16 protein-coding genes are annotated in these 23,207 nt (G+C 35.9%); 8 read left to right on the forward strand and 8 right to left on the reverse strand.

Annotated elements, in window-relative coordinates:
* Positions 1-11 precede the first annotated feature (11 nt).
* The 5 genes from tehB to PMI_RS10445 all read right to left on the reverse strand — a co-directional run bounded on the left by tehB (position 12) and on the right by PMI_RS10445 (position 4,643).
* Positions 12-866 (reverse strand): SAM-dependent methyltransferase TehB, encoded by an 855-nt coding sequence (gene tehB / locus PMI_RS10425; RefSeq protein ID WP_012368253.1) that lies wholly within the window; start codon positions 864-866, stop codon positions 12-14.
* An 81-nt stretch (positions 867-947) separates the two neighbouring features.
* Positions 948-2,060, reverse strand: coding sequence for an NAD-binding protein (locus PMI_RS10430; protein WP_023843605.1), 1,113 nt, complete (start codon positions 2,058-2,060; stop codon positions 948-950).
* A 73-nt stretch (positions 2,061-2,133) separates the two neighbouring features.
* Entirely contained in the window at positions 2,134-3,219 is a 1,086-nt protein-coding gene (locus tag PMI_RS10435) for a linear amide C-N hydrolase (RefSeq protein WP_004244182.1), read from the reverse strand.
* Positions 3,220-3,464: 245 nt separating this feature from the next.
* A complete protein-coding gene (locus PMI_RS10440; protein WP_004248606.1) occupies positions 3,465-4,043 on the reverse strand; it encodes a YceI family protein in 579 nt (192 codons plus the stop codon).
* A 45-nt stretch (positions 4,044-4,088) separates the two neighbouring features.
* Positions 4,089-4,643 carry a cytochrome b gene (locus PMI_RS10445; RefSeq protein WP_004244184.1) on the reverse strand — a complete coding sequence of 185 codons (555 nt, stop codon included), beginning with the start codon at positions 4,641-4,643 and terminating at the stop codon, positions 4,089-4,091.
* A 1,076-nt stretch (positions 4,644-5,719) separates the two neighbouring features.
* Here PMI_RS10445 and PMI_RS10455 point away from each other — a divergent pair.
* The 8 genes from PMI_RS10455 (at position 5,720) to PMI_RS10490 (ending at position 19,501) form a co-directional block, all read left to right on the forward strand.
* On the forward strand, positions 5,720-6,544 hold the full coding sequence (locus PMI_RS10455) for a MurR/RpiR family transcriptional regulator (RefSeq protein WP_004244186.1): 825 nt from the start codon (positions 5,720-5,722) through the stop codon (positions 6,542-6,544).
* A 203-nt stretch (positions 6,545-6,747) separates the two neighbouring features.
* On the forward strand, positions 6,748-7,503 hold the full coding sequence (gene aipA, locus PMI_RS10460) for a trimeric autotransporter adhesin AipA (RefSeq protein ID WP_036895484.1): 756 nt from the start codon (positions 6,748-6,750) through the stop codon (positions 7,501-7,503).
* 209 nt (positions 7,504-7,712) lie between these two features.
* Positions 7,713-8,201, forward strand: coding sequence for a GNAT family protein (locus PMI_RS10465; protein ID WP_012368256.1), 489 nt, complete (start codon positions 7,713-7,715; stop codon positions 8,199-8,201).
* A gap of 331 nt (positions 8,202-8,532) precedes the next feature.
* The gene (locus PMI_RS10470; protein ID WP_004244191.1) at positions 8,533-10,092 is read left to right on the forward strand and encodes a sulfatase-like hydrolase/transferase; all 1,560 of its coding nucleotides are present in this window, start codon (positions 8,533-8,535) and stop codon (positions 10,090-10,092) included.
* Between the two features lie 144 nt (positions 10,093-10,236).
* Positions 10,237-11,121 carry an OmpG porin family protein gene (locus PMI_RS10475; RefSeq protein WP_004244192.1) on the forward strand — a complete coding sequence of 295 codons (885 nt, stop codon included), beginning with the start codon at positions 10,237-10,239 and terminating at the stop codon, positions 11,119-11,121.
* Between the two features lie 37 nt (positions 11,122-11,158).
* A complete protein-coding gene (locus tag PMI_RS10480; protein ID WP_012368257.1) occupies positions 11,159-13,324 on the forward strand; it encodes an autotransporter family protein in 2,166 nt (721 codons plus the stop codon).
* Positions 13,325-13,336: 12 nt separating this feature from the next.
* Positions 13,337-16,402 carry a chondroitinase family polysaccharide lyase gene (locus PMI_RS10485; protein WP_012368258.1) on the forward strand — a complete coding sequence of 1,022 codons (3,066 nt, stop codon included), beginning with the start codon at positions 13,337-13,339 and terminating at the stop codon, positions 16,400-16,402.
* Between the two features lie 57 nt (positions 16,403-16,459).
* Complete coding sequence (locus tag PMI_RS10490) at positions 16,460-19,501, forward strand: chondroitinase family polysaccharide lyase (RefSeq protein WP_004250316.1); 3,042 nt, start codon at positions 16,460-16,462, stop codon at positions 19,499-19,501.
* A gap of 922 nt (positions 19,502-20,423) precedes the next feature.
* Here PMI_RS10490 and PMI_RS10500 read toward each other — a convergent pair.
* From PMI_RS10500 to kduI, 3 genes are all read right to left on the reverse strand, one after another.
* Positions 20,424-21,494, reverse strand: coding sequence for a glycoside hydrolase family 88/105 protein (locus PMI_RS10500; RefSeq protein ID WP_004244200.1), 1,071 nt, complete (start codon positions 21,492-21,494; stop codon positions 20,424-20,426).
* 17 nt (positions 21,495-21,511) lie between these two features.
* A complete protein-coding gene (kduD, locus tag PMI_RS10505; protein WP_004248613.1) occupies positions 21,512-22,267 on the reverse strand; it encodes a 2-dehydro-3-deoxy-D-gluconate 5-dehydrogenase KduD in 756 nt (251 codons plus the stop codon).
* Between the two features lie 81 nt (positions 22,268-22,348).
* Positions 22,349-23,179: a 5-dehydro-4-deoxy-D-glucuronate isomerase gene (gene kduI / locus PMI_RS10510; protein ID WP_004244203.1), complete on the reverse strand. Its 831-nt coding sequence runs from the start codon at positions 23,177-23,179 to the stop codon at positions 22,349-22,351.
* Positions 23,180-23,207: the final 28 nt, after the last annotated feature.

The raw sequence follows: 23,207 nt of genomic DNA on the forward strand, positions 1-23,207 counted from the left end.
CCATCTATTTATTATTTTTTACGCGCAATTAATGTCGCAAAATTAAGTTGAATACGATTACCATTAGCATCAGTTTTATGTAGATGCCCTGGATTTTCATTATATTTAATAATATCCCAGCCTTGGTAATAATCCGCTAACTCACCTTGGCGCAAGAAGGTTTTGAAAGGAACTTCAGCAGATCCACTATTTGCTGTTTCAACAGGACAAACAATGACATTAATCCCCTCTGGATTTGTACACTCCTGCATATTTTTAATAATATCTGCGATACGTTGACGCTGGCAAAACATCAAAACCACAGTAGAAATAATAATATCGTATTTCTCATTTAATGCTGCTTCATTTATATCATATAAGCCGCTTTTGATCGCTAAACCGGTTTTAGCTTTGACGGCTTCAATTGCATCAATATGAGCGGCATTAATATCTAATGCGGTCACATCATAACCTTGTAATGCTAAATAGAAGCTATTACGACCACGCCCTGCGCCTAAATCAAGCACTTTACATGGGGTAGTCAATGTTGCCATATAACGCACTTCCGAATGAGGTAATGACAAATCATTTTCTTTAAAAAATTTATCTTCGGGAGTGCATAAAAAAGAGAGCTGGCAAAGCACATCATCACTCGCTTTATCGATTTTATGCCATTGCTGAGGTTGAATAAGCGGAGGCTGATTTTCGCTATCACACTCTAGGAACACTTGTTCTCCATTATCCTTAAATAGCACAAATGTCATACTCCCTTGTAATATCCGCATTTGCGCATAAGTGCCTTCTTTTGTGTTATGACGCTCTAATAATGCTAAAGGGATCGCTGTTAAGTGCCATTCAGGTAGCGTTTTATACGTAACAAGTTCCATAATTCAACCTCTCTTAAGATGCATTTTAAATACATCTTATTGCAATCACTCTCTTAGGTAAAGGGTGATTTTTGACATACATTATTTTAAATATTTATTGATTAATAAATCAGTAACATCAGACGAATTAATAGATTCACCACAAAGGACTTTCATCATAATTTCTTTGCCTAACGAAGCTAAAGACAACAGCATATCTGGACGTAATCGACTTATTTTTTCTCTATTCTCATCTTTATTAATGATAGTGATTAATTTCGCTTGAAGATCTGGGCACTCTTGAATAGTTAATAAAATAAAGGTATTTTCCGCATCACTTTCAGATAACGTCGCCACCCAACTCGCTTGGCGAATATTTGCCGTTTGTAATGTTTTTACATTGGTTGGATCACCTTCAATAATATTGGCTTCTTTATCATACATGGCTTGCTTTTTATCCGAACAAATCGCAATAACCGGTTTACCTTGCTCTCTAAGCCCTTTCTCTAATTGTGCTGCCAACATTGAAGAGCCAATAATAATAAAATGATCATGCATTTTAGCGATCCTTTTCTTCACAATATCGCGAGTACCACGAGCCAAAAATCCCATCACATAAACAATAGAAGTCGTAAAAACAGTGATCCCCAAAATAACCACTGTTAGGGTAAACATTCTCGCATTACTTGAGATAGGAACGATATCGCCAAAACCGAGTGTTGTCATACAGACAATGGAAAAGTAAAAAGCATCCATTAACGTTGTGATATGTGGTTTAAATTCATCACCAATATAGAGGCTGCCTAACATAGAGAAACACAGTAGCGAAATCGTACAGATAAAAGCAACAAAACCGGCACTGGTTAAACTATGATGAGGAAAAGCACGCCGGCTGATAACCAATACAATGGCTAATGCTAATGAAGTATAGGCTTGAGTACCAGCTTGGTGATAAACCGCGACATCTAAAAAAACGATCGTCACTAATAATATTAATGAAACGCACCACGCAATCCGCGCCCCCATATACATAAAGAAAGAGAGCAAAATAAGTGCACTCGCTAACATCACTTTAGGAATATCAAGTAATTTCAATATACCTAACGATTTTAGCCAATCAGCAAAACCGTGTATTTCCCAATCAAGATAAACACCACGAGAAAGTAATATCGAGTAAATAATAAAAAGACTATTCAAGATCAATAAGAAAGACATCGTCTTTCTGCTAAAAGACGATGTCTCCATAAAATTAACGACTGCCGATAACTTCATTTTTATCTAATTTCTATTAATTTTGTATTGGTATATTTTCTAACCCTTTAAATTTAAAAGGTTTCGCTGGCTTAAACTGAGAGCTTGCATCTCCTGAATAAATCGTTGACTGCTCTTGGCCTAACGCTAACATCATCACTTTTCCTGTTTCTTTTGAAAAATCAATTTGTTTCAAATCAACCCAAAAAGTATTTGGTGATAATGCAGATTCAAAAAAGTAGAGCTGATTTTTATGATCAGCGACAGTTCTCCAACGAGTCGATGATATTTCTGGAGATTCTACGGTACTTAATCCATAAGGCACCGAAACATTGCGGATCACCCCAAATACACTGGCAAGTGATTTTTTGCTCGATTGCGATTTAGGAATAGCATTAATATAAAAAGAGGCTCTTGCAAAACGATCCGATGCTCTATTAGTACCCGGTAACATTACCGTACCACCAATCTGCTGCCAATAGCTATTTAATGCTAACTGTTCAGAAAATATAGGGGAGTTAGTCATCACTTGATATTTTCGGCTATGGTGGATCACCTGTTTACCATCAATATATTCAATAATTGCGCTATCACCAGAACTGTCAGACAATGATAAATGTAACGTTGCGACTCTATCCTGTCCGGGTACTTTGTCTGTTAAGACAATAAAAGGCTCATCTTTTAAAGCAGTTACCGCCTCTTCAACAGTAGCAAAATTATCTAATACATATTGTGCCCATGCAGAAATAGCCATTGCAGGCTTATCTTTGGAATAACTTGGGTAATCTGATTCAGCAAGCCATAATAAATTAGCCACTAATCCTTTTTCATTAATACCATCAGTAGTAGAAATATCATAACCTGATGCAATCACACTACCATATTTTGATTGCCATTGAACTGAATTATCACCAGCCTCACCAGAACGTTGCATTCCTTGAGGGAATATCCATAAATTAGTACCAATTTCGTATTTCCAGTCCATAGAACGAGCGGTAATTATTTGGTTATTTTCACCTAAATAAACAACTCGGGTACAAGCTTGCGCCGTAGTTATACTACTTAAAAAGGTACCTGAAATAATTAATGTACTTAATAAAGTATGTCGTAATTTTTTTAGCATAATTTTTCACCTTTAAATTATTAGATAAGCTTAATCTTATTTTCCTCATTTTGACCACTTTCTTATCACTTATAAAAAATAAACTCTCTAATAATTAATAACGATTTATCTATCTTACAGAAATTTTCTTAAGTAAGTATAAGACAAGTTACGTATCTTAAGTAAAAAAAAACTGATGCTAAAAGCATCAGTTTTTAATCTATTAGGTGATATCGCAAATTATTGCTTACCAATATTCGCTACGTTTAATTTTTTTTCACACCTTCAACAGAGATGATTAATTCTGCTTCTTGCGATTTTGGTCCTAAATCTGATTTAAAGTTAAACTCTTTCAGATTAACTTTACCTGTTGCTTCAAAACCAGCGCGATACCCTTTCCACGGATCAGTACCTTCACCAATTAATTTTGCATTTAGTGAAATTGGTTTTGTAACGCCATTAAGTGTTAAATCACCCGTCACCGTATAATTTTCACCATCACGAGTCACTTTGGTTGAGACAAACTTAGCTTCAGGATATTTACTGACGTTAAAGAAATCAGCACTACGTAAGTGTTTGTCACGTTCAGCGTGATTAGTATCTAAACTACCCGTTTTAATCACAACATCGACTTTATCTTTTGAAGGATCTTCTTTATCGTAAGTGAAGCTTCCATCAAAATCTTTAAATGTGCCGTATAACCAGCTATAACCTAAGTGTTGGATACGAAATTGCACAAAAGCATGTTGCCCTTGTTTATCAATTTGATAATCAGCCGCTAATGCTGAACTAGCATTAAATAATAATGCACCTGCAGTTAAACTCAATAACGCCTTCTTAAACATTGTTCTCTCCATAATATTGTTATTAACAGGGTAATATAAATTTAATTATTGTGTTTTTATGCCAAGCATACGTTTCAATGTAATATCTTTATCTATAAAGTGATGTTTTAATGCACCCGCGGCATGTAATAGCGATAACACAACAACCGCCCAGGCTAAATAAAGATGTACATCACCGGCTAAATCAGCTTGTTCCCCTTCCCCTGTGAAAACAGCAGGTACTGAGAACCAATCGAATACAGATATTGGCTGACCATCAGCAGTAGAAATTAAATAGCCACTTATAATGATGGCAAATAAAATTAGATATAACAGCATATGAGCCACATGGGCACTAATGCGAGTAAGTCGGCTATAGCTGGATAATGCTGTTGGTGGAGGAGAAATCCAACGCCAAATTGCTCGGAAAAGAAGAACAATAAATAGAATTATCCCTATACTTTTATGTATTTCAGGGGCTGAATGATACCAGCTATCGTAATAGCCTAAATTTACCATCCACAATCCTAGGGCAAACATGCCATAGACGGTTAATGCTGTCCCCCAATGTAAAAGAAGCGACAAGTGCCCATAGCGAGTAGATGTATTCCGCCACTGCATAATGATCCTCAATCGATATTTTATTAACAAGCCGTTAACTATATTAGTAGATTAAATATAAAATGTTAGTCTAAAATTCAACAAATTATTTGTTTATCTTTTTCAATAATAATCAATGAGTCATTATCGCTTATTAGTTGCCTTATTGATTAATTTATCAATATAATTATTGATTATAATATATACAAAAAACAGTATATAGGCGATTTATGTAACAGTAAAGTCGAAGGTGTAACAAAAAATTAACTTAATATTATTACTGTATTAATATTGTTACGATAAAAGAAAAGTAGCGAAATGAAATGAGAATAAATAGGCGAGTCAGTTAATTTTAATATCGAAAAAATTTACAAAGCTATATATGATTTACTTAACATCGCCTAAACTCAAGAATTAGAAAAAATGAGTCCAACCACAAAAATTAACAGCGGTAGTGTAAAAAAAACAGATAGCCAGCGCATTTCATGAATAATACCCCAAATAATTCCAATAAAGCTAATAATAAAAATAACTGAAATAAGTTCAGAATAGTGTTCATGAAAATAACACATCAAGAAATAAAACCAAACATCCTCACTATCCATACAACAATCTAAGCCTTCAAAATAATTTAAAATAAAGATAGCAATAAATTACTATTATTATCTAATAAGGCAAGTAACCTATTATAAATATTAGCCATTGCGCACAAAAACACTAATCTATTTTAAATTAGTAATAAACACCAACAAAACAACTTAAAATATGGTAATAAATTAAATTTAAAATGAATTAAAAAACACAATCACAAATAAAAAATAGCCCACCATAAGACTTAAAATAATATAATGGGTTTTACTTTAGACTTGAAATAATTATTTCACCCAAAGTTAAACTCAAAAAAATAGTTTCACATTATGATAATAAACCATCTTACTTTTAACACGAATAGAGATTTTAACATTGAATAATTACCTTTAGGTTATTTATTTAATTAAAATTAACTCATGATTTCATTTTAATAGTTATTAACTAAAAACATTCAATTTGACTTGAAAAAACACTACAATTGTAGCCGTATTTTTATTGAGGGCACTATGTCTACTGCAACAAATCTGAATGAACTACAGGAACAAGTTCGCTCCCGCTATAATGGATTAAGTAAAAGGCTACAGCAGGTTGCACATTATCTTTTGGATAATAAAAACAGTGTAGCATTTGATACAATCGCGATCCTTGCAGATAAAGCAAATGTTCCTCCATCAACATTAATCCGTTTTGCCAATGCATTTCATTTCAAAGGATTTAATGAAATGAAACTTTTATTTCAACGTCATTTAATGGGTGAAATGGATAATGAAAAATTAACCTATAAGCAGCAATACAAAAAGGAACCACCAAACTTAAATGAGCCAGATTATATTCTGCAAGAGTTTGCACAAGCCAATAGCCACGCTTTGCAACAGTTAGCTCATCAAACCCATAAGGATATGTTAAATAAAACTATACAACTACTTGAGTATGCAGAAACTATCTATATAGGTGGTTTTCACCATTCTTTTAGTGCTGCGAGCTATTTTTTTCACGCGCTTTCTCATATCCCTTGTGAAACCGTCTTTGTTAATTGCCTAGGGGGAATGTATAAAGAACAACTTAGGAATATTACACATAGAGATGTGCTGTTTGGCATCCATTTCCACCCTTATTCAGAAGAAATGCAAAAAATGTGTGAGATTGCAGCTTATAAAGAGGCTAAACAAATTATTGTAACAGATAGCCCCATAAGCCCATTAGCAAGTCTAAGTGATGTTTGTTTAACTGTAAAAGAAGCACAAATAAAAATGTTTCGTTCTCAAACCTCAACATTATGTTTACTACAAGCACTTTCAGTTGCATTCGCTTTTAGAAAAAAGAGCCATTAACATATTATTTAAAACTGCATCTTATATAAGGTGCGGTTTTATTAAAAATAGAATAAATAATAATTAATAAAAATAAATTAAATAGCATGCTATATTAAACAAAATTAATTTTAAGAGTGATTTCATTTATTCTAGATTGTGATGAGAAAAAGAATCATTTAGCATTTATTGGCAACTCTGTTATCCATTACAGGACGAATAACATGCTATTAAAAAAAATATTTTTAGTGTCTTTTTTATTCCCTACACTCTCTTACGCTAATACCTTACCAACATCAAATATAGATAATTCACTAACTCCCAACCATGATAATCTTGCCCGTTTTTCACTCGGTGACAATAGTCAAGCATCCGGCAGCGGTGCCACTGCTATAGGTATCAATAGCCAAGCCACCAATACTCGTTCGGTTGCTATTGGTTATGCTGCATTAGCCAATGAGGAAAATACGGTTTCATTTGGTAATAGTGAAGAGAAACAAACAGCACGACTCACCAATGTCAGTGAAGGTAAAAATAATACTGATGCAGTCAATCTGGCACAAACAAAAGCACTACTTAGTAAAAATAAAAGGTTAACTGATAGCCAAATAAATGTTTTTAGAAATCAAACTAATAATAACTTAAACACCATCAAAAAAACCATTCATGAGTTTGATGATTATTATCGAAGACGACAAGCATCAATTACCGATGCAATTGAAGCACTTGATAAAAAAGTTATTTCATTAGAAAAAAAAGTCTATGCAGGTATTGCTTCCTCAATTGCCATGAGCAATATTCCTTATCTTACTCATCATACTTTTAGTGGTGGCCTCGGTATTAGTAATTATCGTACTGGCATAGCACTTGCTGGAGGTATCCAATATCAGCCAAATAATGATATAGCATTTCGATTTAACTCATCAATTAATAGTGAACAAGAGCTTATTTTTGGCGGCGGATTAGCTTATGGCTGGTGATCTTATTAATTAACCTCACCTCTTAATAAGAAAGTTTTTTATTATTTAAGCAGTAGTATCCTTATTGCTGCTTAACAATATTTTTCTAAATAAAATAAATGCATAACACTTATTAAAAAGATAAGCTTATCTTCTGTTTTTATTCCCTTTTGTGATAGTGACATTTTTCCTATAATGACATAATTCTCCATAACTGAAAGAGACACAACATGAGTTATCCATTACGAAAAATGACCCTCGCTGATATCAAAGCAGTGACTTCATTACTACAAGAAAACTCACAGTCACAGCAAGGTGGATTATATGGTGATTATCCACACGATAAAGTTGAAGCTATGTACCAAAGTAGTACCAATGCCATAGTCGCAACTGACCAAGAACAGATTATAGCAGTTGTTTTCAGCTTTCCGGTCAGTTCTTTTTCTCTTCCACCTATTGCTCAAGAAATTAACCGACGTTTTCCTAGCCTTACATACAATAATTGGTTTTACGGTCCTGTATGTATTGATAAATCATACCGCGGAAAATCGCTATTAACCGATCTTTACCAATATATTTGTGCGTTACAAGGTGGTCGCCCGATTGCATTTATTAATAGTGAAAACATCCGCTCGCTAAAAGCACATCAAAAATTGGGTATGAATATTGTTGAAAATTTTCAATTTCAAGGAAAAGCATGGTGGGTAATTAGTGGATAATGAAAACAAATGAAAGAAAAAGTACGCATATGTATTCTTCAATGAGTTACGATATCGAACAGTGATAATGAGTATTATTTATAACAAAAATAAATTTATATATAAAATTAATTAAAAATCAATATGTTATTAGTATTTCATAAATTAACTCATAATTATTAACAATATTTGAACCCGACTTTTCTCTATCAAATTGCTTACAATTTGACACCATTCTGTGATCTCTCCTTCAATTCTAGATCTTTCGTTAACTTACTTTTTGATCTTACATAAAAGTATAAATAAGATAAACACCACCAATTCGAAAGCAAACGTAAAATAGGAGGAAGCAATGACTGTTTCCCGTAGAACTTTTATCAAAGGTCTTGCCGCCAGTGGGGCTGCAATCTCTGTTTCTACACCTGCTCTTGCTACTTCAGGTGACTTTACAGCAAGCAAACGCACTCGACCAGAAAATGCACCTAACTTATTAATTGTTTTTCCTGATGAAATGCGAGCCCATGCTCTACAGTTTATGGGGGAAGATCCATCGATTACACCAAATCTTAATAAATTTGCCAAACAAGCCAAAGTAATGACACAAATGGCATCAAATTACCCTCTATGCTCCCCTTTTCGAGGCATGTTTATGACGGGTCAGTACCCTGTGCGTAATGGTATCACAGGTAATGCCCATGATTACGGTGGAAAAGTAGGTATTGACTTGTCTCCTTACGCAAAATGCTGGTCTGACGTACTTAAATCCTTAGATTATAGCACTGGGTATATTGGCAAATGGCACCTTGATGCTCCCTATGAGCCTTTTATTGAAAGTTACAATAATCCAATGGAAGGTCGTTATTGGAATGAATGGGCTGCTCCAGATAGGCGTCATGGTTTTGATTTTTGGTATTCTTATGGTACTTATGACTTACACTTGAAACCGATGTATTGGGCAAACGATACACCTCGTGATAAACCGATTTATATCGATCAATGGGGGCCTGAACATGAAGCCGATATGGCAATCAAGTTCCTCAAAAATGAAAATAATCAATTTAGAGATAATTCAAAACCATTTGCATTAGTGGTTTCAATGAACCCACCTCACTCTCCTTATGATCAAGTACCGAAAAAATACCTCGATGCTTATCAAGGTAAGACATCAAAAGAGTTAAATACACGCCCTAATGTACAGTGGGACAGTGAATATCAAGAAGGTTATGGGCCTCAATATTTCAAAGAATATATGGCAATGGTCAACGGTGTTGATGAGCAATTTGGTCGCATTGTCGATGAATTAGAAAAACAGGGCCTTGCAGATAATACTCTCGTCGTTTTCTTCTCTGATCATGGCAGTTGCTTAGGATCAAATGGACAAGCAACAAAAAATAATCCGTATGAAGAATCGATGCGTGTCCCTATGATGTTTCGCTTACCGGGTAAAATCAAACCAGGTTTTGATGATGCATTAATGTCAGCACCTGATATTTACCCAACTATTTTAGGGTTACTTGGTTTATCGGAATGGATCCCTGATTCAGTAGAAGGCACAGATCTTGCAGATAGAGTCATCACAGGCAAAGGCGACACAGCAAACTCTCAGCTTTATCTTTTTATTCCTTATGGTGAACCTTCATTCGGTAAACGAGGTGTAAGAACAAAAACTCATACTTTGGTGATAGATAGGCAAGATGGGCAACCATTAAAATATACTTTATATGACAATGTGAACGATCCATATCAAATGAAAAATATTGCCAAAGATAATATGCCTTTAATTGATAAATTAATTAAAGAAGAATTAACCCCTTGGTTAGAAAAAACAGGAGATTCTTGGAGAGCGACTGAATTTATTACAGCGACAACGAATAAATTAAATAAAAAAATATCAATATGTGAAGAAAAATAATAAAAACATCTGCGCCATAACCTTATGGCGCTATATATAAACCTAATTCGCTAATATAAAAATCCTTTTAATAAAATAAAAGGAAGACGTCCTACATCTAAAAATAGATATAAATAAAAGCGAATAAAGAATTGGATATAGACCATGAACAAACTTCGTATTGTGCTTTTCTTACCTCTTTTTGGCTTAGCTTTAACTTCTTTTCATTCTCACGCAGCAACAGTTAATGCGATGTTCTCGTGGGAATCTGCTGATTATGATACATCGAATAACTATTCTGGTTATCGTGTTGATTTTAATATTAATCCAGACAAATCGAACTGGTATTTTGACGTCGGTTTTCGTCAGCGTGAACATGACAATAAAAATCGTTATCAGCGTTATGATTTACAAGGTAGTTATCGTTTTAAATTAAATAATGGTTGGATACAACCAGGATTAAAAATACGTCAAGATTTAACTAACTATGATAATGGTAGCCGTTTAACTATCGACTTTTATGAATCAAAAACAAATTATCAATTTCCTATTAATAAAGACTGGGTTTTAACCGGTAGTGTTTTGTTTGGATTACAAAAAAAAGAGGACAAACGAAGTAATGGCGTCACTAATACGGATTATTTAGGTTGGGAAATTGAACCCGGTATTCGCTACTTTATCACCCCGAATCTAAATACAACAGTGGCTTATTTTGATGGTGGAAAACAAGCAATAAGACATGAAGAGTATGATACAAAAGAAACAAATCACAATCAGCAATTACGTATGTATGTAAACTGGACGACACCTATCGGTGTTATTATTTCGCCCTCAATGCGTAAGTCTATTTTTGGAAAAATAGAAGACAGAACAAATAAAGGTGAATATATCGATAAAGATATGACTCGTTATACCTTACAAATGGCTTACCAAATATCTCCTCAATGGCGTGTTATGACAGAATATTATAATGAGCGTGTTGAGAATAAAAATAACGGCAGCAAGTCAACTCAAGATTATTTTAAAGTATCGGTAAGAGCAACTTTCTAATAATTAAAACCATATAATAGTCATAAGGTTATATCTCATGAAAAATAAAAATTTGTTATTTTTAAGTGCTGCTGTCCTTTCAGCTATATATGGCTCAGCCGTAGCGGCTGATTGCGATAGTACTTTAACCATTTGTGAAACCGTAAACATTAATAATGGCGATACAGCGCAAATAAATAAAGATGTTAATGTATCACAAGGTGACGGTGTAGTATTTAATGGCTCATCAACAGAATATAAAGCTCAAGCAATTACAAAAAATATTACTGTTACTGGTAATGGAGCAAATGCAATTAAAATAAATCAGGGAGCTACTTTTAGTAGTAATATTAATTTAAATGGCGCTAACGTTACTAGTGAAAATGGTACAGCAATATTAGTTGAAGGTAACTTTCCTAAACGAGGAACAGGTGTTTATATCCGAGATGGCGCTATTATCAGAGGAAAAACCGCAGCGATTGATTTTAGCACTTTAAAAACAGGCTTTAGAAGTGATGTTAATGGCGAGATCCACGGTGATATTTTAGGGAATAATCATGTGGATACCAAAATCAATTTTGCTTATCAGGGAGGAGCACAAAATGCATTATTTGACGGCTATAAAATTACCGGTGTTCCTTTAATTGAAAACCATGGCAATTTAACTATCCAAGGTAAAGATAAAACCATTCAATGGGAAGGTAACTTCATGAATAAGGAAAATAGCCAGCTTATTTTCCGCCTTGATGATAATACCAATACTGATGAAACTATCTTACATGTTACCGGCGATGTCACCTTTAAAAAAGGTAGCCAAGCAAAACTTGATTTTAAAGGCACCAGTGTTGATAACATCATTAATAAAGATATTGTATTAATTGCTTCAGACTCGGCAATTAAAGATGAAGCGGGCATTACAGTGACTGATGCAAATGCCATAGCGCCAGATATTTCACCTTTATTAGAAAAAACCGATTCATGGTTAGAAACGACACCACCAAATATTAGCGGTGGTGTCAGTGGTAATCAATTAATTGCGCGTTATGGTATTAGCTACGAAGGGGGGGATAATTTTATTAGCGCTGCTGAACGTGGCAATGTCACAGAGAATGGATTAGCAGCAGCTAATTTTATTATTCCAACAGTATTAAATGAATTTAATAATACACGTAGCCAAATTTCAGATGAAGCATTAAGTTTATTAGTCGCCGCTGGTAATAATGATAATAATATTGCTGCACTATCAAATGATCTGGCGCCCATTGCTGATGGTAGTGATATTCAAGCAGGATTAATCATGGTTGAAGATATGCGCAACAATATTGCTCATCGCTACTTACGCTATGATAATCAGCTCCCCATTGAAGAAAGAGAAATAGGTTGGAATAGCTGGGCAAATATTCTGTACGGTTATGGTACGCAAAGTCAACAAGGTGGAATTAACGGCTACAATACTTATCGCACTGGTATTCAAATCGGTACTGATTATGAAATAAATCAAGATGCGCTAATTGGCATTTCTTTAGCATATAACTACGCTAAAGCCGATGCTAAACAACGTAATGCAAGCAAAGAAATTAGCCATTTTGAATTTATGCCTTATGCCGGTTGGTATAGTGATACATTATTCTTAAACGGTAATTTAAATATTGGTTATTACACTGTCGATAGTGAGAGGGATATTGGTGGTAATACGGGATGGCAAGGAAATACCAAAGCAAAAGGTGACTACTCTGGTGTGCAATTAGGCTATCAGATTAACGCTGGCACCTATTTGGATTTTGATTTTATCCATATTAAACCGATGCTAACTTACCAATATCAATGGCTCAATATTGATTCTTGGGAAGAAACAGGCTCTACATTATCTATGCGTACTTATGGCCAACGCTACGCAGTTAATCAATTAGGTGGCTCTGTTGCTTTATGGAATGACTACCAAACCTCTTATGGCAAATTAACCCCTTCTCTTAACCTTCGTTATATCAAAGATATTGCAGGTAATAACGATATTAATCAACGCCACAGCCTTACCTATTTTAATACTGGAGGAAGCACCTTCGATATTAAAGGAAATACCGTTGGTGGTGACATCATTAGTGCTGAATTAGGTGCAAACCTTGATATTACCCAATCGTTAAATTTAGGTACAACAATGGGATATCAGCGTTATGACAAATTCAATGAAGGGCGTATCGGCTTTACTGTTAGCCAGCGTTTCTAAGGAGAAAATATAATGCCGATATTTCGTTTTACTGCGCTTGCAATGACATTGGGGTTATTATCAACCCCCTATCATGTTATTGCTGCTACCAGCAATCCTGCATTTGATCCCAATCATCTTATGCAATCAGAAATCTATCATTTTGCACAAAGTGATCCATTAGCTGATTTTTCATCAGATAAAAATTCAACACTAACTTTATCTGATAAACGTAGCATTATGGGAAACCAATCCCTTTTATGGCAATGGAAAGGTGGCAGTAGTTTTACTTTACATAAAAAGCTTATAGTTCCCACAGATAAAGAAGCCTCTAAAGCATGGGGACGCGCTTCTACACCTGTTTTATCATTTTGGCTTTACAACGAAAAACCTATTGATGGTTATCTCACTGTTGATTTAGGGGAAAAGCTCAATGCCACCAGCGAAGCCCAAGCTGGCTTTAAAGTAAAACTAAATTTCACTGGCTGGCGTGCTATTGGTATCTCTTTAAATAACGATCTTGAAAATCGTGAGATGACTTTAAATGCAACAAATACATCATCCGATGGTACTCAAGATAGTATTGGTCGCTCTTTAGGTGCGAATGTTGACAGCATTCGTTTTAAAGCCCCTTCTAATATCAGTCAGGGTGAAATTTATATCGACCGTATTATGTTTTCTATTGATGACGCCCGTTACCAATGGTCTGATTATCAAATAAAAACACGATTATCAGAGCCGGAAATTGAATTTCACACCGTACAACCTCAATTACCTGTAACACCAGAAAATTTAGCTGCGATAGATCTTATTCGCCAACGTCTTATCAATGAATTTGTTGGTGGTGAAAAAGAGACGAATCTTGCTTTAGAAGAGAATATCAGCAAGCTAAAAACGGATTTTGAGGCACTGAATATTCGCCCTCTTTCGGATGGAGGAATGCAAGGTCGACATCTTATCACCGATAAACAAACTATCATCTATCAGCCAGAACAGCTTAATTCTCAAGACAAGCAACTTTTTGATAATTACGTCATTCTTGGTAACTACACCACATTAATGTTTAATATTAGCCGTGCTTATGTGCTCGAAAAAGATCCAACACAAAAAGAACAGCTAAAACAGATGTACCTCTTGATGACCAAGCATCTATTAGATCAAGGATTTGTCAAAGGTAGTGCCCTAGTAACCACTCACCACTGGGGATATAGTTCACGTTGGTGGTATATCTCTACATTATTAATGGCTGATGCACTAAAAGAAGCTAATCTACAGACAGAAGTCTATGATTCTCTACTTTGGTATTCACGAGAATTTAAAAGTAGTTTTGATATGAAAGTTGGCGCAAATAGCTCTGATTTAGACTATTTTAATACCTTATCTCGTCAACATTTAGCGCTATTATTACTTGAACCCGATGATCAAAAACGTATTAACTTAGTCAATTCTTTTAGTCATTATATCACTGGTGCCTTAACTCAAGTACCACCGGGGAGTAAAGACGGTTTGCGTCCTGATGGTACGGCATGGCGACATGAAGGTAATTATCCCGGCTACTCTTTCCCAGCATTTAAAAATGCCTCACAGCTGATTTATTTATTACGAGAAACACCTTTTGCTGTAGGTGAAAGTGGCTGGAATAACCTAAAAAAGGCAATGATTTCAGCATGGATCTATAGTAATCCTGAAGTTGGCTTACCTTTAGCGGGAAGACACCCCTTTAACTCACCTTCCCTACAATCTATAGCACAAGGTTACTATTGGCTCGCGATGTCTGCCCAACCAGCGCCAGATAAACAGTTAGCATCTATTTATTTAGCAATTAGTGGTAAATCGCGAAATGAATCTCCCACTATTTTTGGTGAAGAGATAACGCCAGCGTCCCTTCCTCAAGGGTTCTATGCCTTTAACGGTGGTGCCTTTGGTATTCACCGTTGGCAAGACAAAATGGTGACATTAAAAGCCTATAATACCAATGTATGGTCATCTGAAATTTACAATAAAGATAACCGTTATGGCCGTTATCAAAGTCATGGTGTTGCTCAAATCGTTCGCAATGGCTCTCAACTTTCACAAGGCTATCAGCAAGAAGGCTGGGATTGGAATAGAATGCCTGGCGCCACAACCATTCATCTTCCGCTTAAAGAACTTGATAGCCCTAACCCACACACCTTGATGCAACGAGGTGAGCGAGGATTTAGCGGCACATCAGCCCTTGAAGGAAAATATGGCATGATGGCGTTTGATCTTCTTTATCCCGCTAATCTTGCGCGTTTTGATGCTAACTTTACCGCTAAAAAAACCGTCTTAGCGGCGGATAACCATTTAATTTTTGTCGGTAGCAATATTAATAGCAGCGATAAAGATCACCCTGTGGAAACAACGTTATTCCAACATGCTATTACGCCTGAGTTAAACACTATTTGGATTAATGGCCAAAAAATAGAAGGTTTTCCTTATCAAACTACGCTAAAACAAGGAGATTGGATAATCGATAGTAATGGTAACGGTTATTTAATTACTCAAGCAGAAAAAGTGAATGTCAGCCGCCAACACCAGACTTCGGCTGAAAATAAAAATCGTCAACCCACGCAAGGAAATTTTAGCTCCGCATGGATCGACCACGGTATTCAACCCAAAGATCATAGTTATGAGTACATGGTTTTCTTAGATGCAACACCGGAAAAAATGGCGCAATTAGCCGAGAAATTCCGTGCTAACAATGGGTTATACCAAGTTATTCGTAAAGATAAAGATGTACATATTATTTACGATAAACTCAGTCAAATAACAGGTTATGCATTTTATCAACCAGCAGTCATTGACGATAAATGGATCAAAAAAGTCGATAAGCCGTCCATCGTTATGACACATCAGGAAGGAAATATACTGACGGTGAGTGCTGTAACACCTGATTTAAATATGACTCGCCAAAAAGCGGCAACCCCCGTCACCATTAATGTGACAGTGAAAGGGAAATGGCAACCCACAGCTCAAGACAGTGAGGTAAAATATAACGTTTCTGGGGATAATACCGAACTTATTTTCACCAGTTACTTTGGCATTCCACAAGAAATTAAACTCTCTCCTCTCTCTTGATTAAACCTTTAAAGGAGCGCATTCGCGTTCCTTTTTTATTTTGCAGGAAATCTGATTATGCTAATAAAAAATTCTTTAGCTTATGCGATTACACTAAGTTTCTGCTTATCCTTACCCGCACAAGCATTACCTTCTCTTTCTCATGAACCTTTTGGCGATCTTTATCTTTTTGAAGATGAAATGCCAAATACCTTGAGCACCTCAAATGACCATCAGCTATCACTAAGTAAAGAGCATGCTAAAGATGGCGTACAGTCACTCAAATGGCAGTATCAACCCCAATCAACATTAACACTTAATAATGAAGTTAATTATCAAGATGATAAAAATACAGCAACACCACTCACTTTTATGATGTGGATTTACAATGAAAAACCACAGTCAACGCCCCTTACATTACAATTTAAACAAAATAATCAAGTAGCATTAAGTTTTAAAACGGAACTGAATTTCACAGGTTGGCGAGGTATTGCAGTTCCTTTTCGTGATATGAAAGGCTCAGCAACAGGCAAATTAGATAAATTAGTCATTACTGCACCAGATCAAGCAGGTACGCTTTTTTTTGATCAAATAATTATGAGCGTACCTTTAGATAATCGTTGGCCTATTCCTGACTATCAAATTCCATATGTTAATAATGCAGTAAATACAATGGTGAGTAAAAATTGGAGTGCATTATTGATGTACGATCAAATGTTCACAGCGCATTATCCTACATTAAATTTTGCGACTGAGTTTCGCGATGATCAGCCTGAAGTGGCATCTATTTATCAACGTTTTGAATACTATCAAGGTGTCAGTCGTGATAAAAAAATCACCGCTGAAATGATCGACAAAAATTTAGCATTATGGAAAAAATTAGCCTTAGAACAACATGCTGATGGCTCAATAACCGCAAAAGCCCTTGATCATCCTAATCGCCAGAATTTTATCAAAGTCGAGGGGGTCTTTAGTGAAGAAACCCAAAAAGCATTACTTGATGCCAACATGCTAAGAGATGTAGGCAAAACGCTTCTTCAAACAGCGATTTACTTGCGTAGTCACTCCTTATCAGCAATCGATAGAAAAAAATTAGAAACGCTCTATTTATTAGGCACTCGTTACGTTCTTGAACAAGGTTTCACACGGGGGAGTGGTTACCAAATTATTACTCACGTAGGTTATCAAACAAGAGAGCTTTTTGATGCATGGTTTATTGGTCGCCATATTCTAGCAAAACATAATCTGTTAGCACCGACACAACAAGCCATGATGTGGTATAACGCAACAGGGCGCATATTTGAAAAAGATAATGAAATCGTTGATGCAAATGTCGATATTCTCAATACCCAATTACAGTGGATGATAAAAAGTTTATTGATGTTGCCAGATTATCAACAGCGCCAACAAGCCTTAGCACAATTGCAAAGTTGGCTAAACAAAACCATTCTTAGTTCTAAAGGTGTCGCTGGTGGCTTTAAATCTGATGGCTCTATTTTTCACCATTCACAACATTATCCAGCTTATGCCAAAGATGCATTTGGTGGCTTAGCGCCTAGTGTTTATGCCTTAAGTCATTCCCCTTTTCGTCTTTCATCACCAGCACATGCACGCTTAAAAGATGTATTATTAAAAATGCGTATCTATACCAAAGAAACACAAATTCCTCTGGTATTAAGTGGCAGACATCCTACGGGGTTACATAAAATAAGTATTGATCCCTTCAAATGGATGGCTCTTGCAGGTACGCCCGATGGTAAACAAGAGCTAGATACTACATTAGCAGCCGCTTATGCAAAATTAGCAAACAAAGATAGCTTTGAAGGTATTAAAGCAGAAAATGAACCGGTAGGTGCATGGGCAATGAATTATGCTTCAATGGCAATCCAGCGTAGAGCATCAATAACAGCGCCACAGCAAAGCTGGCTTGCTATCGCTCGTGGTTTTAGTCGTTATTTAGTGGGTAATGAAAGTTATGAGAATAACAACCGTTATGGTCGTTACTTGCAATATGGGCAACTTGAAATTATTCCTGCGGATTTAACTAAATCTGGTTTTAGTCATGCAGGTTGGGATTGGAATCGATATCCAGGAACGACTACGATCCACCTTCCTTATGATGAACTAGAAGCAAAACTAAGCCAATTGCCAAGTGCAGGCATAGAAGAAATGTTGCTTTCAACACAACGTTATTCTGGTGCCAATACACTAAATAATAACAGTATGTTTGCCATGAAATTACATGGTCACAGTAAATATCAACAACAAAGTCTAAGAGCGAATAAATCCTATTTCTTATTTGATAATAGAGTGATCGCATTAGGCTCTGGTATTGAAAATAACGATAAACAACATACAACAGAAACGACACTGTTCCAGTTTGCTGTTCCTAAGTTACAATCAATTATAATTAATGGTAAAAAAGTGAACCAACTCGGTACTCAATTAACCTTAAATAATGCCGATACATTAATTGATCCGGCGGGTAACTTGTATAAATTAGCTAAAGGGCAAACGGTAGAATTTAGTTATCAAAAACAATACTCTGTTGATGACAGAAATTCACAGCAAACAGAACAATTGTTTGCAACAGCCGTTATCTCTCACGGTAAAGCCCCTAAAAATGCAAATTATGAATATGCAATAGCCATAGAAGCACAAGATAATAAAGCGCCTGAATACACCGTATTGCAGCATAATAATCAACTTCATGCAGTAAAAGATAAAATCACGCAAGAAGAGGGATATGCTTTTTTTAATGCCACCGAAGTCAATTCATCTCAAGCTTTATTATTATCAAGTGATTCCCCCACTATGGTAATGGTAAAAAAACAAAAACAACAATTAACGCTAAGTATTGTTAATCCTGATTTAAATTTATATCAGGGTATTGAAGCTGACCAAATTGATAATAAGGGTAACCAGGTTGAAGTGAGTGTTTATTCTCGCCAATGGCTTACAGCCGATCCTCAACCAATAAGTAGTACAGTTACTGTAAAAGGGATTTGGAAATTAGCCACACCACAATTAGGTGTTAATATTAGATATCAAAATAATAATACGCTAATTACAACAACGACTATACAAGCAATACCAATAACAGTTTATTTAATTAAGTAAAAGTCGTAACTTTTAAATTAAAGAGTCTCGATATAAAACATCGAGACTCTTTTTATTTATAAATCAATTTAGCGAATCAATTATTTTATTTAAATAATAATAAATCATATCTTCATTTATTATTGATAATAAATCTGTTGTCTCATTTTAATAATTTGTTATGCTCTGCGCCGGGTGCTTGGATCAATCTGGTTCAAGCATTATGCCAATACCAGAAAGAGAAAAGCCCCGGAAAATATACAGTATATTAACCGAGGCGGACTCAAACATAGACAATTTGATTCTGCCTCCATTCTTATCGGAGCGCAAGAGGAAATGAAAAAATATTCTTTAATCGGGCTAATAATGGTCGCCATGATAACACCGAGTAATCTATTATTAGAGCAGAAGCCTGTTGTTTATTCCCCGCTAATAAGGAGTATTTAATGGTTCAGGTTAATACTTCACTAATTGAGTATTAATCTTGTGGGGGAGTTATCCCCCACAATTTCCTAATTCGATTGTTGTGTTTTAATCTAAGCACCCTAATTTATAAGAAGAGGTAACAATTTTATGTTACCTCTTCTTTTATTTATAACTCAACTTAACGAATCAATTACTTTATTTAAATAATAAATAATCATATCTTCATTTATTATTGATAATAAATCTGTTGTCTCATTTTAATAATTTGTTATGCTCTGCGCCGGGTGCTTGGATCAATCTGGTTCAAGCATTGTGCCAATACCAGAAAGAGAAAAGCCCCGGAAAATATACTGTATATTAACCGAGGCGGACTCAAAAACACACAGTTTGATTCTGCCTCCATTTTTATCGGAACGCAAGAGGAAATGAAAAAGTCGACTTTTATTTTAGCCAATATATTAGTTAGAAACAAATTAAAAGGAATAGGTATTAAATTACCAATTATTAATATAAAGAGCTAATTATTTAACGTCATTTTTAATACTTCACTACCCGCTAATAAGTATGCTCCAGCGCCATAATCCATATTATGCTCAAACTTTACCTCTCGCGGATTAAATGCCGGAAGTTGTACCCAACCAATCATGCCATTATCATGAATACAGGATTGTAATGCTGACCACGCTCTATGTAATGCGGGAAAATATTCTTCTTTATTTAATTCACCCTGATTTATTCCCCATGCAAGTCCATAACAAAAAAGCGCCGTAGCTGAACTTTCAGGTGCAGGGAAATTATCAGGATCTAATAAACTGGTGCGCCAAAAACCATCTTCATGTTGGTAATCTAGGATAGAACGCGCTAATTGTTTAAACAGTGTTATATAACGATCGCGCTCATGATAATCATCAGGCATATATTGAAGAATGCGAGGAATAGAAGCCAAAACCCAACCAATACCGCGACTCCAAAATACTTTTTCACCATTAGCTTCACGCATTTCATTTCCCTGACCATCAGGAATATAGCGGTGATCGCGGAAAATAAGTCCAGTTTCAGCATCACGTAAATGTTCAATAGCATCCCAATAAGCGGTATGCATATAATCCAAATAACGTCGTTCGCTAATAATTTCAGCCAAAGCAGCAAAACCAGGAGGTGCCATAAAAAGAGCATCGCACCACCACCAGTCTTCACGCCCTGGTTTTGGATCATTTAGCATGATATCAAACGCTTTAATCGTCGGTTCAAGAATTTCAGATTGTTCAAACAAAGGACTTATCGCCAAATAAGCTTGAGCGCAAACATGATCATCCGCAAAACGTGCATTAGGACCTGTTCTAAATCCAGTATGTAAGGTGTAATTTAACACACCATTAAGGTACTCTTTATCTTGTGTCGCTTGCCATGCCGCACTTACACAGGTCCATAAAACACCGCGTTCCCAATCTGTATCTTTAATAAAACGAGTTTTACCACTACGGCGACGAACACTACGAACTTGATGAGCAGATTGATAACGATAAACCCGTTTCATATTTTGTAACACGAGATCTCTTTGTAAAGCCTCTGTATTAGCGTGTTCCATCCTAGTTCTCCATAAGATTATCGAGCTAACCAACCACCATCAACCGCAATGGTATATCCATTGATATAATCACTAGCTTTAGAGGCTAAAAATATGGCAGGACCTGCGACATCTTCAGGTGTTCCCCAACGCCCCGCAGGAATACGCTCTAAAATAGCAGCATTACGCGCTTCATCAGCACGAAGTGCAGCGGTGTTATCGGTTGCCATATAGCCAGGAGCAATTGCATTTACATTAATATTATATTGTGATAATTCCGTCGCTAATGCTCGTGTTAATCCCATTACCGCGGATTTACTTGCCGTATAAGAAGGAACTCGGATACCTCCTTGATAAGAAAGCATTGACGCGATGTTGATTATCTTGCCACCTTCGCCTTGTTTGACAAACTGGCGAGCCACTTTTTGCGATAAGAAAAACAGTGTCTTTTGGTTAATATTAATCACATCATCCCAATCTTTTTCACTAAATTGCAAAAGATCTTCACGGCGAATAATACCGGCATTATTCACTAAAATATCAATACGTCCCATCACCTTAACAGCCTCATCCACTAAAGCATCTAATCCATCTTGTTGGATTAAATTTTGCGTGATGTAATGAAAACGACGGCCTAACGCTTCGACTTTTTGACGCGTTTCAGGAGCATCTTGAATACCCACGCCAACAATATCCGCACCGGCTTGTGCTAAACCTATTGCCATTCCTTGCCCTAAGCCTGTATTACACCCAGTAACAATGGCAACTTTGCCTGTTAAATCAAATAAATTCATGATTAAAACCTCTAGAAGTGTGGCAATAATTGCCACACTTTTTTTTGTAGGAATAAAGAATAAAATGTAATTAATTATCTGTTATTTCAGATCTTTCATAGCAACATGATCCATATCGTGGAATACCTGGTTTTCACCCACCATTCCCCAAATAAAGGTATAAGATGCGCTTCCTACGCCAGAATGAATTGACCAACTAGGACTAATGACAGCTTGTTCGTTGCGTACCACTAAATGACGAGTTTCAGTTGGCTCTCCCATATAATGGAAAACCACATTGTCATCTTTCATATCGAAATAAAGATATACTTCCATACGACGTTCATGAGTATGACATGGCATTGTGTTCCACAAGCTACCCGGCTCAAGCACTGTCATCCCCATGGATAATTGACATGTTGGTAACACTGAAGGATGTAAAAACTTATAAATCGTACGAACGTTACAATTTTCTGCATTACCTAACTTTTCAGGTGAGGCCTGCTGTTGAGTAATTTTGCGAGTAGGATAAGTGTGATGTGCTGGTGCACAGTTAATATAAAAACGCGCCGGTGTCTCTACAGAATCACTGGTGAATTCAACAGATTTGGCTCCCATACCAATATAAATGGCTTCACGAGGGCCAATTTCAAATACCTCACCGTCTATAATAACTTTACCCGCACCACCAATATTAATAGCCCCTAATTCACGTCTTTCTAAGAAGAAATCAACACCAAGTGCTTTACCCGCCATTAATGCTAAAGGTTGAGTTGTTGGGACAACTCCCCCAACAATAATCCGATCTATATGGCTATAAGTGAGATTCATTTCCCCTTCACAGAATAGGTTCTCAATCAGGAACTCTTTACGAAGTCCTTCTGTATCAAGCCTTTTAGCATGTTCACTATGAATTGGCTGACGAATTTCCATTATAAATACCTCATTTTTACTGATGGGA

It is taken from the genome of Proteus mirabilis HI4320, from assembly GCF_000069965.1.
Classification (GTDB): domain Bacteria; phylum Pseudomonadota; class Gammaproteobacteria; order Enterobacterales; family Enterobacteriaceae; genus Proteus; species Proteus mirabilis.

Coding starts and splice junctions, on each gene's coding strand:
- PMI_RS10430 (WP_023843605.1), bottom strand. CDS start 2,060: ATGTCTTTCTTATTGATCTTGAATAGTCTTTTTATTATTTACTCGATA.
- PMI_RS10440 (WP_004248606.1), bottom strand. CDS start 4,043: ATGTTTAAGAAGGCGTTATTGAGTTTAACTGCAGGTGCATTATTATTT.
- PMI_RS10455 (WP_004244186.1), top strand. CDS start 5,720: ATGTCTACTGCAACAAATCTGAATGAACTACAGGAACAAGTTCGCTCC.
- PMI_RS10480 (WP_012368257.1), top strand. CDS start 11,159: ATGAAAAATAAAAATTTGTTATTTTTAAGTGCTGCTGTCCTTTCAGCT.
- PMI_RS10445 (WP_004244184.1), bottom strand. CDS start 4,643: ATGCAGTGGCGGAATACATCTACTCGCTATGGGCACTTGTCGCTTCTT.
- PMI_RS10475 (WP_004244192.1), top strand. CDS start 10,237: ATGAACAAACTTCGTATTGTGCTTTTCTTACCTCTTTTTGGCTTAGCT.
- PMI_RS10465 (WP_012368256.1), top strand. CDS start 7,713: ATGAGTTATCCATTACGAAAAATGACCCTCGCTGATATCAAAGCAGTG.
- aipA (WP_036895484.1), top strand. CDS start 6,748: ATGCTATTAAAAAAAATATTTTTAGTGTCTTTTTTATTCCCTACACTC.
- kduD (WP_004248613.1), bottom strand. CDS start 22,267: ATGAATTTATTTGATTTAACAGGCAAAGTTGCCATTGTTACTGGGTGT.
- PMI_RS10490 (WP_004250316.1), top strand. CDS start 16,460: ATGCTAATAAAAAATTCTTTAGCTTATGCGATTACACTAAGTTTCTGC.
- PMI_RS10435 (WP_004244182.1), bottom strand. CDS start 3,219: ATGCTAAAAAAATTACGACATACTTTATTAAGTACATTAATTATTTCA.
- PMI_RS10470 (WP_004244191.1), top strand. CDS start 8,533: ATGACTGTTTCCCGTAGAACTTTTATCAAAGGTCTTGCCGCCAGTGGG.
- PMI_RS10485 (WP_012368258.1), top strand. CDS start 13,337: ATGCCGATATTTCGTTTTACTGCGCTTGCAATGACATTGGGGTTATTA.
- kduI (WP_004244203.1), bottom strand. CDS start 23,179: ATGGAAATTCGTCAGCCAATTCATAGTGAACATGCTAAAAGGCTTGAT.
- tehB (WP_012368253.1), bottom strand. CDS start 866: ATGGAACTTGTTACGTATAAAACGCTACCTGAATGGCACTTAACAGCG.
- PMI_RS10500 (WP_004244200.1), bottom strand. CDS start 21,494: ATGGAACACGCTAATACAGAGGCTTTACAAAGAGATCTCGTGTTACAA.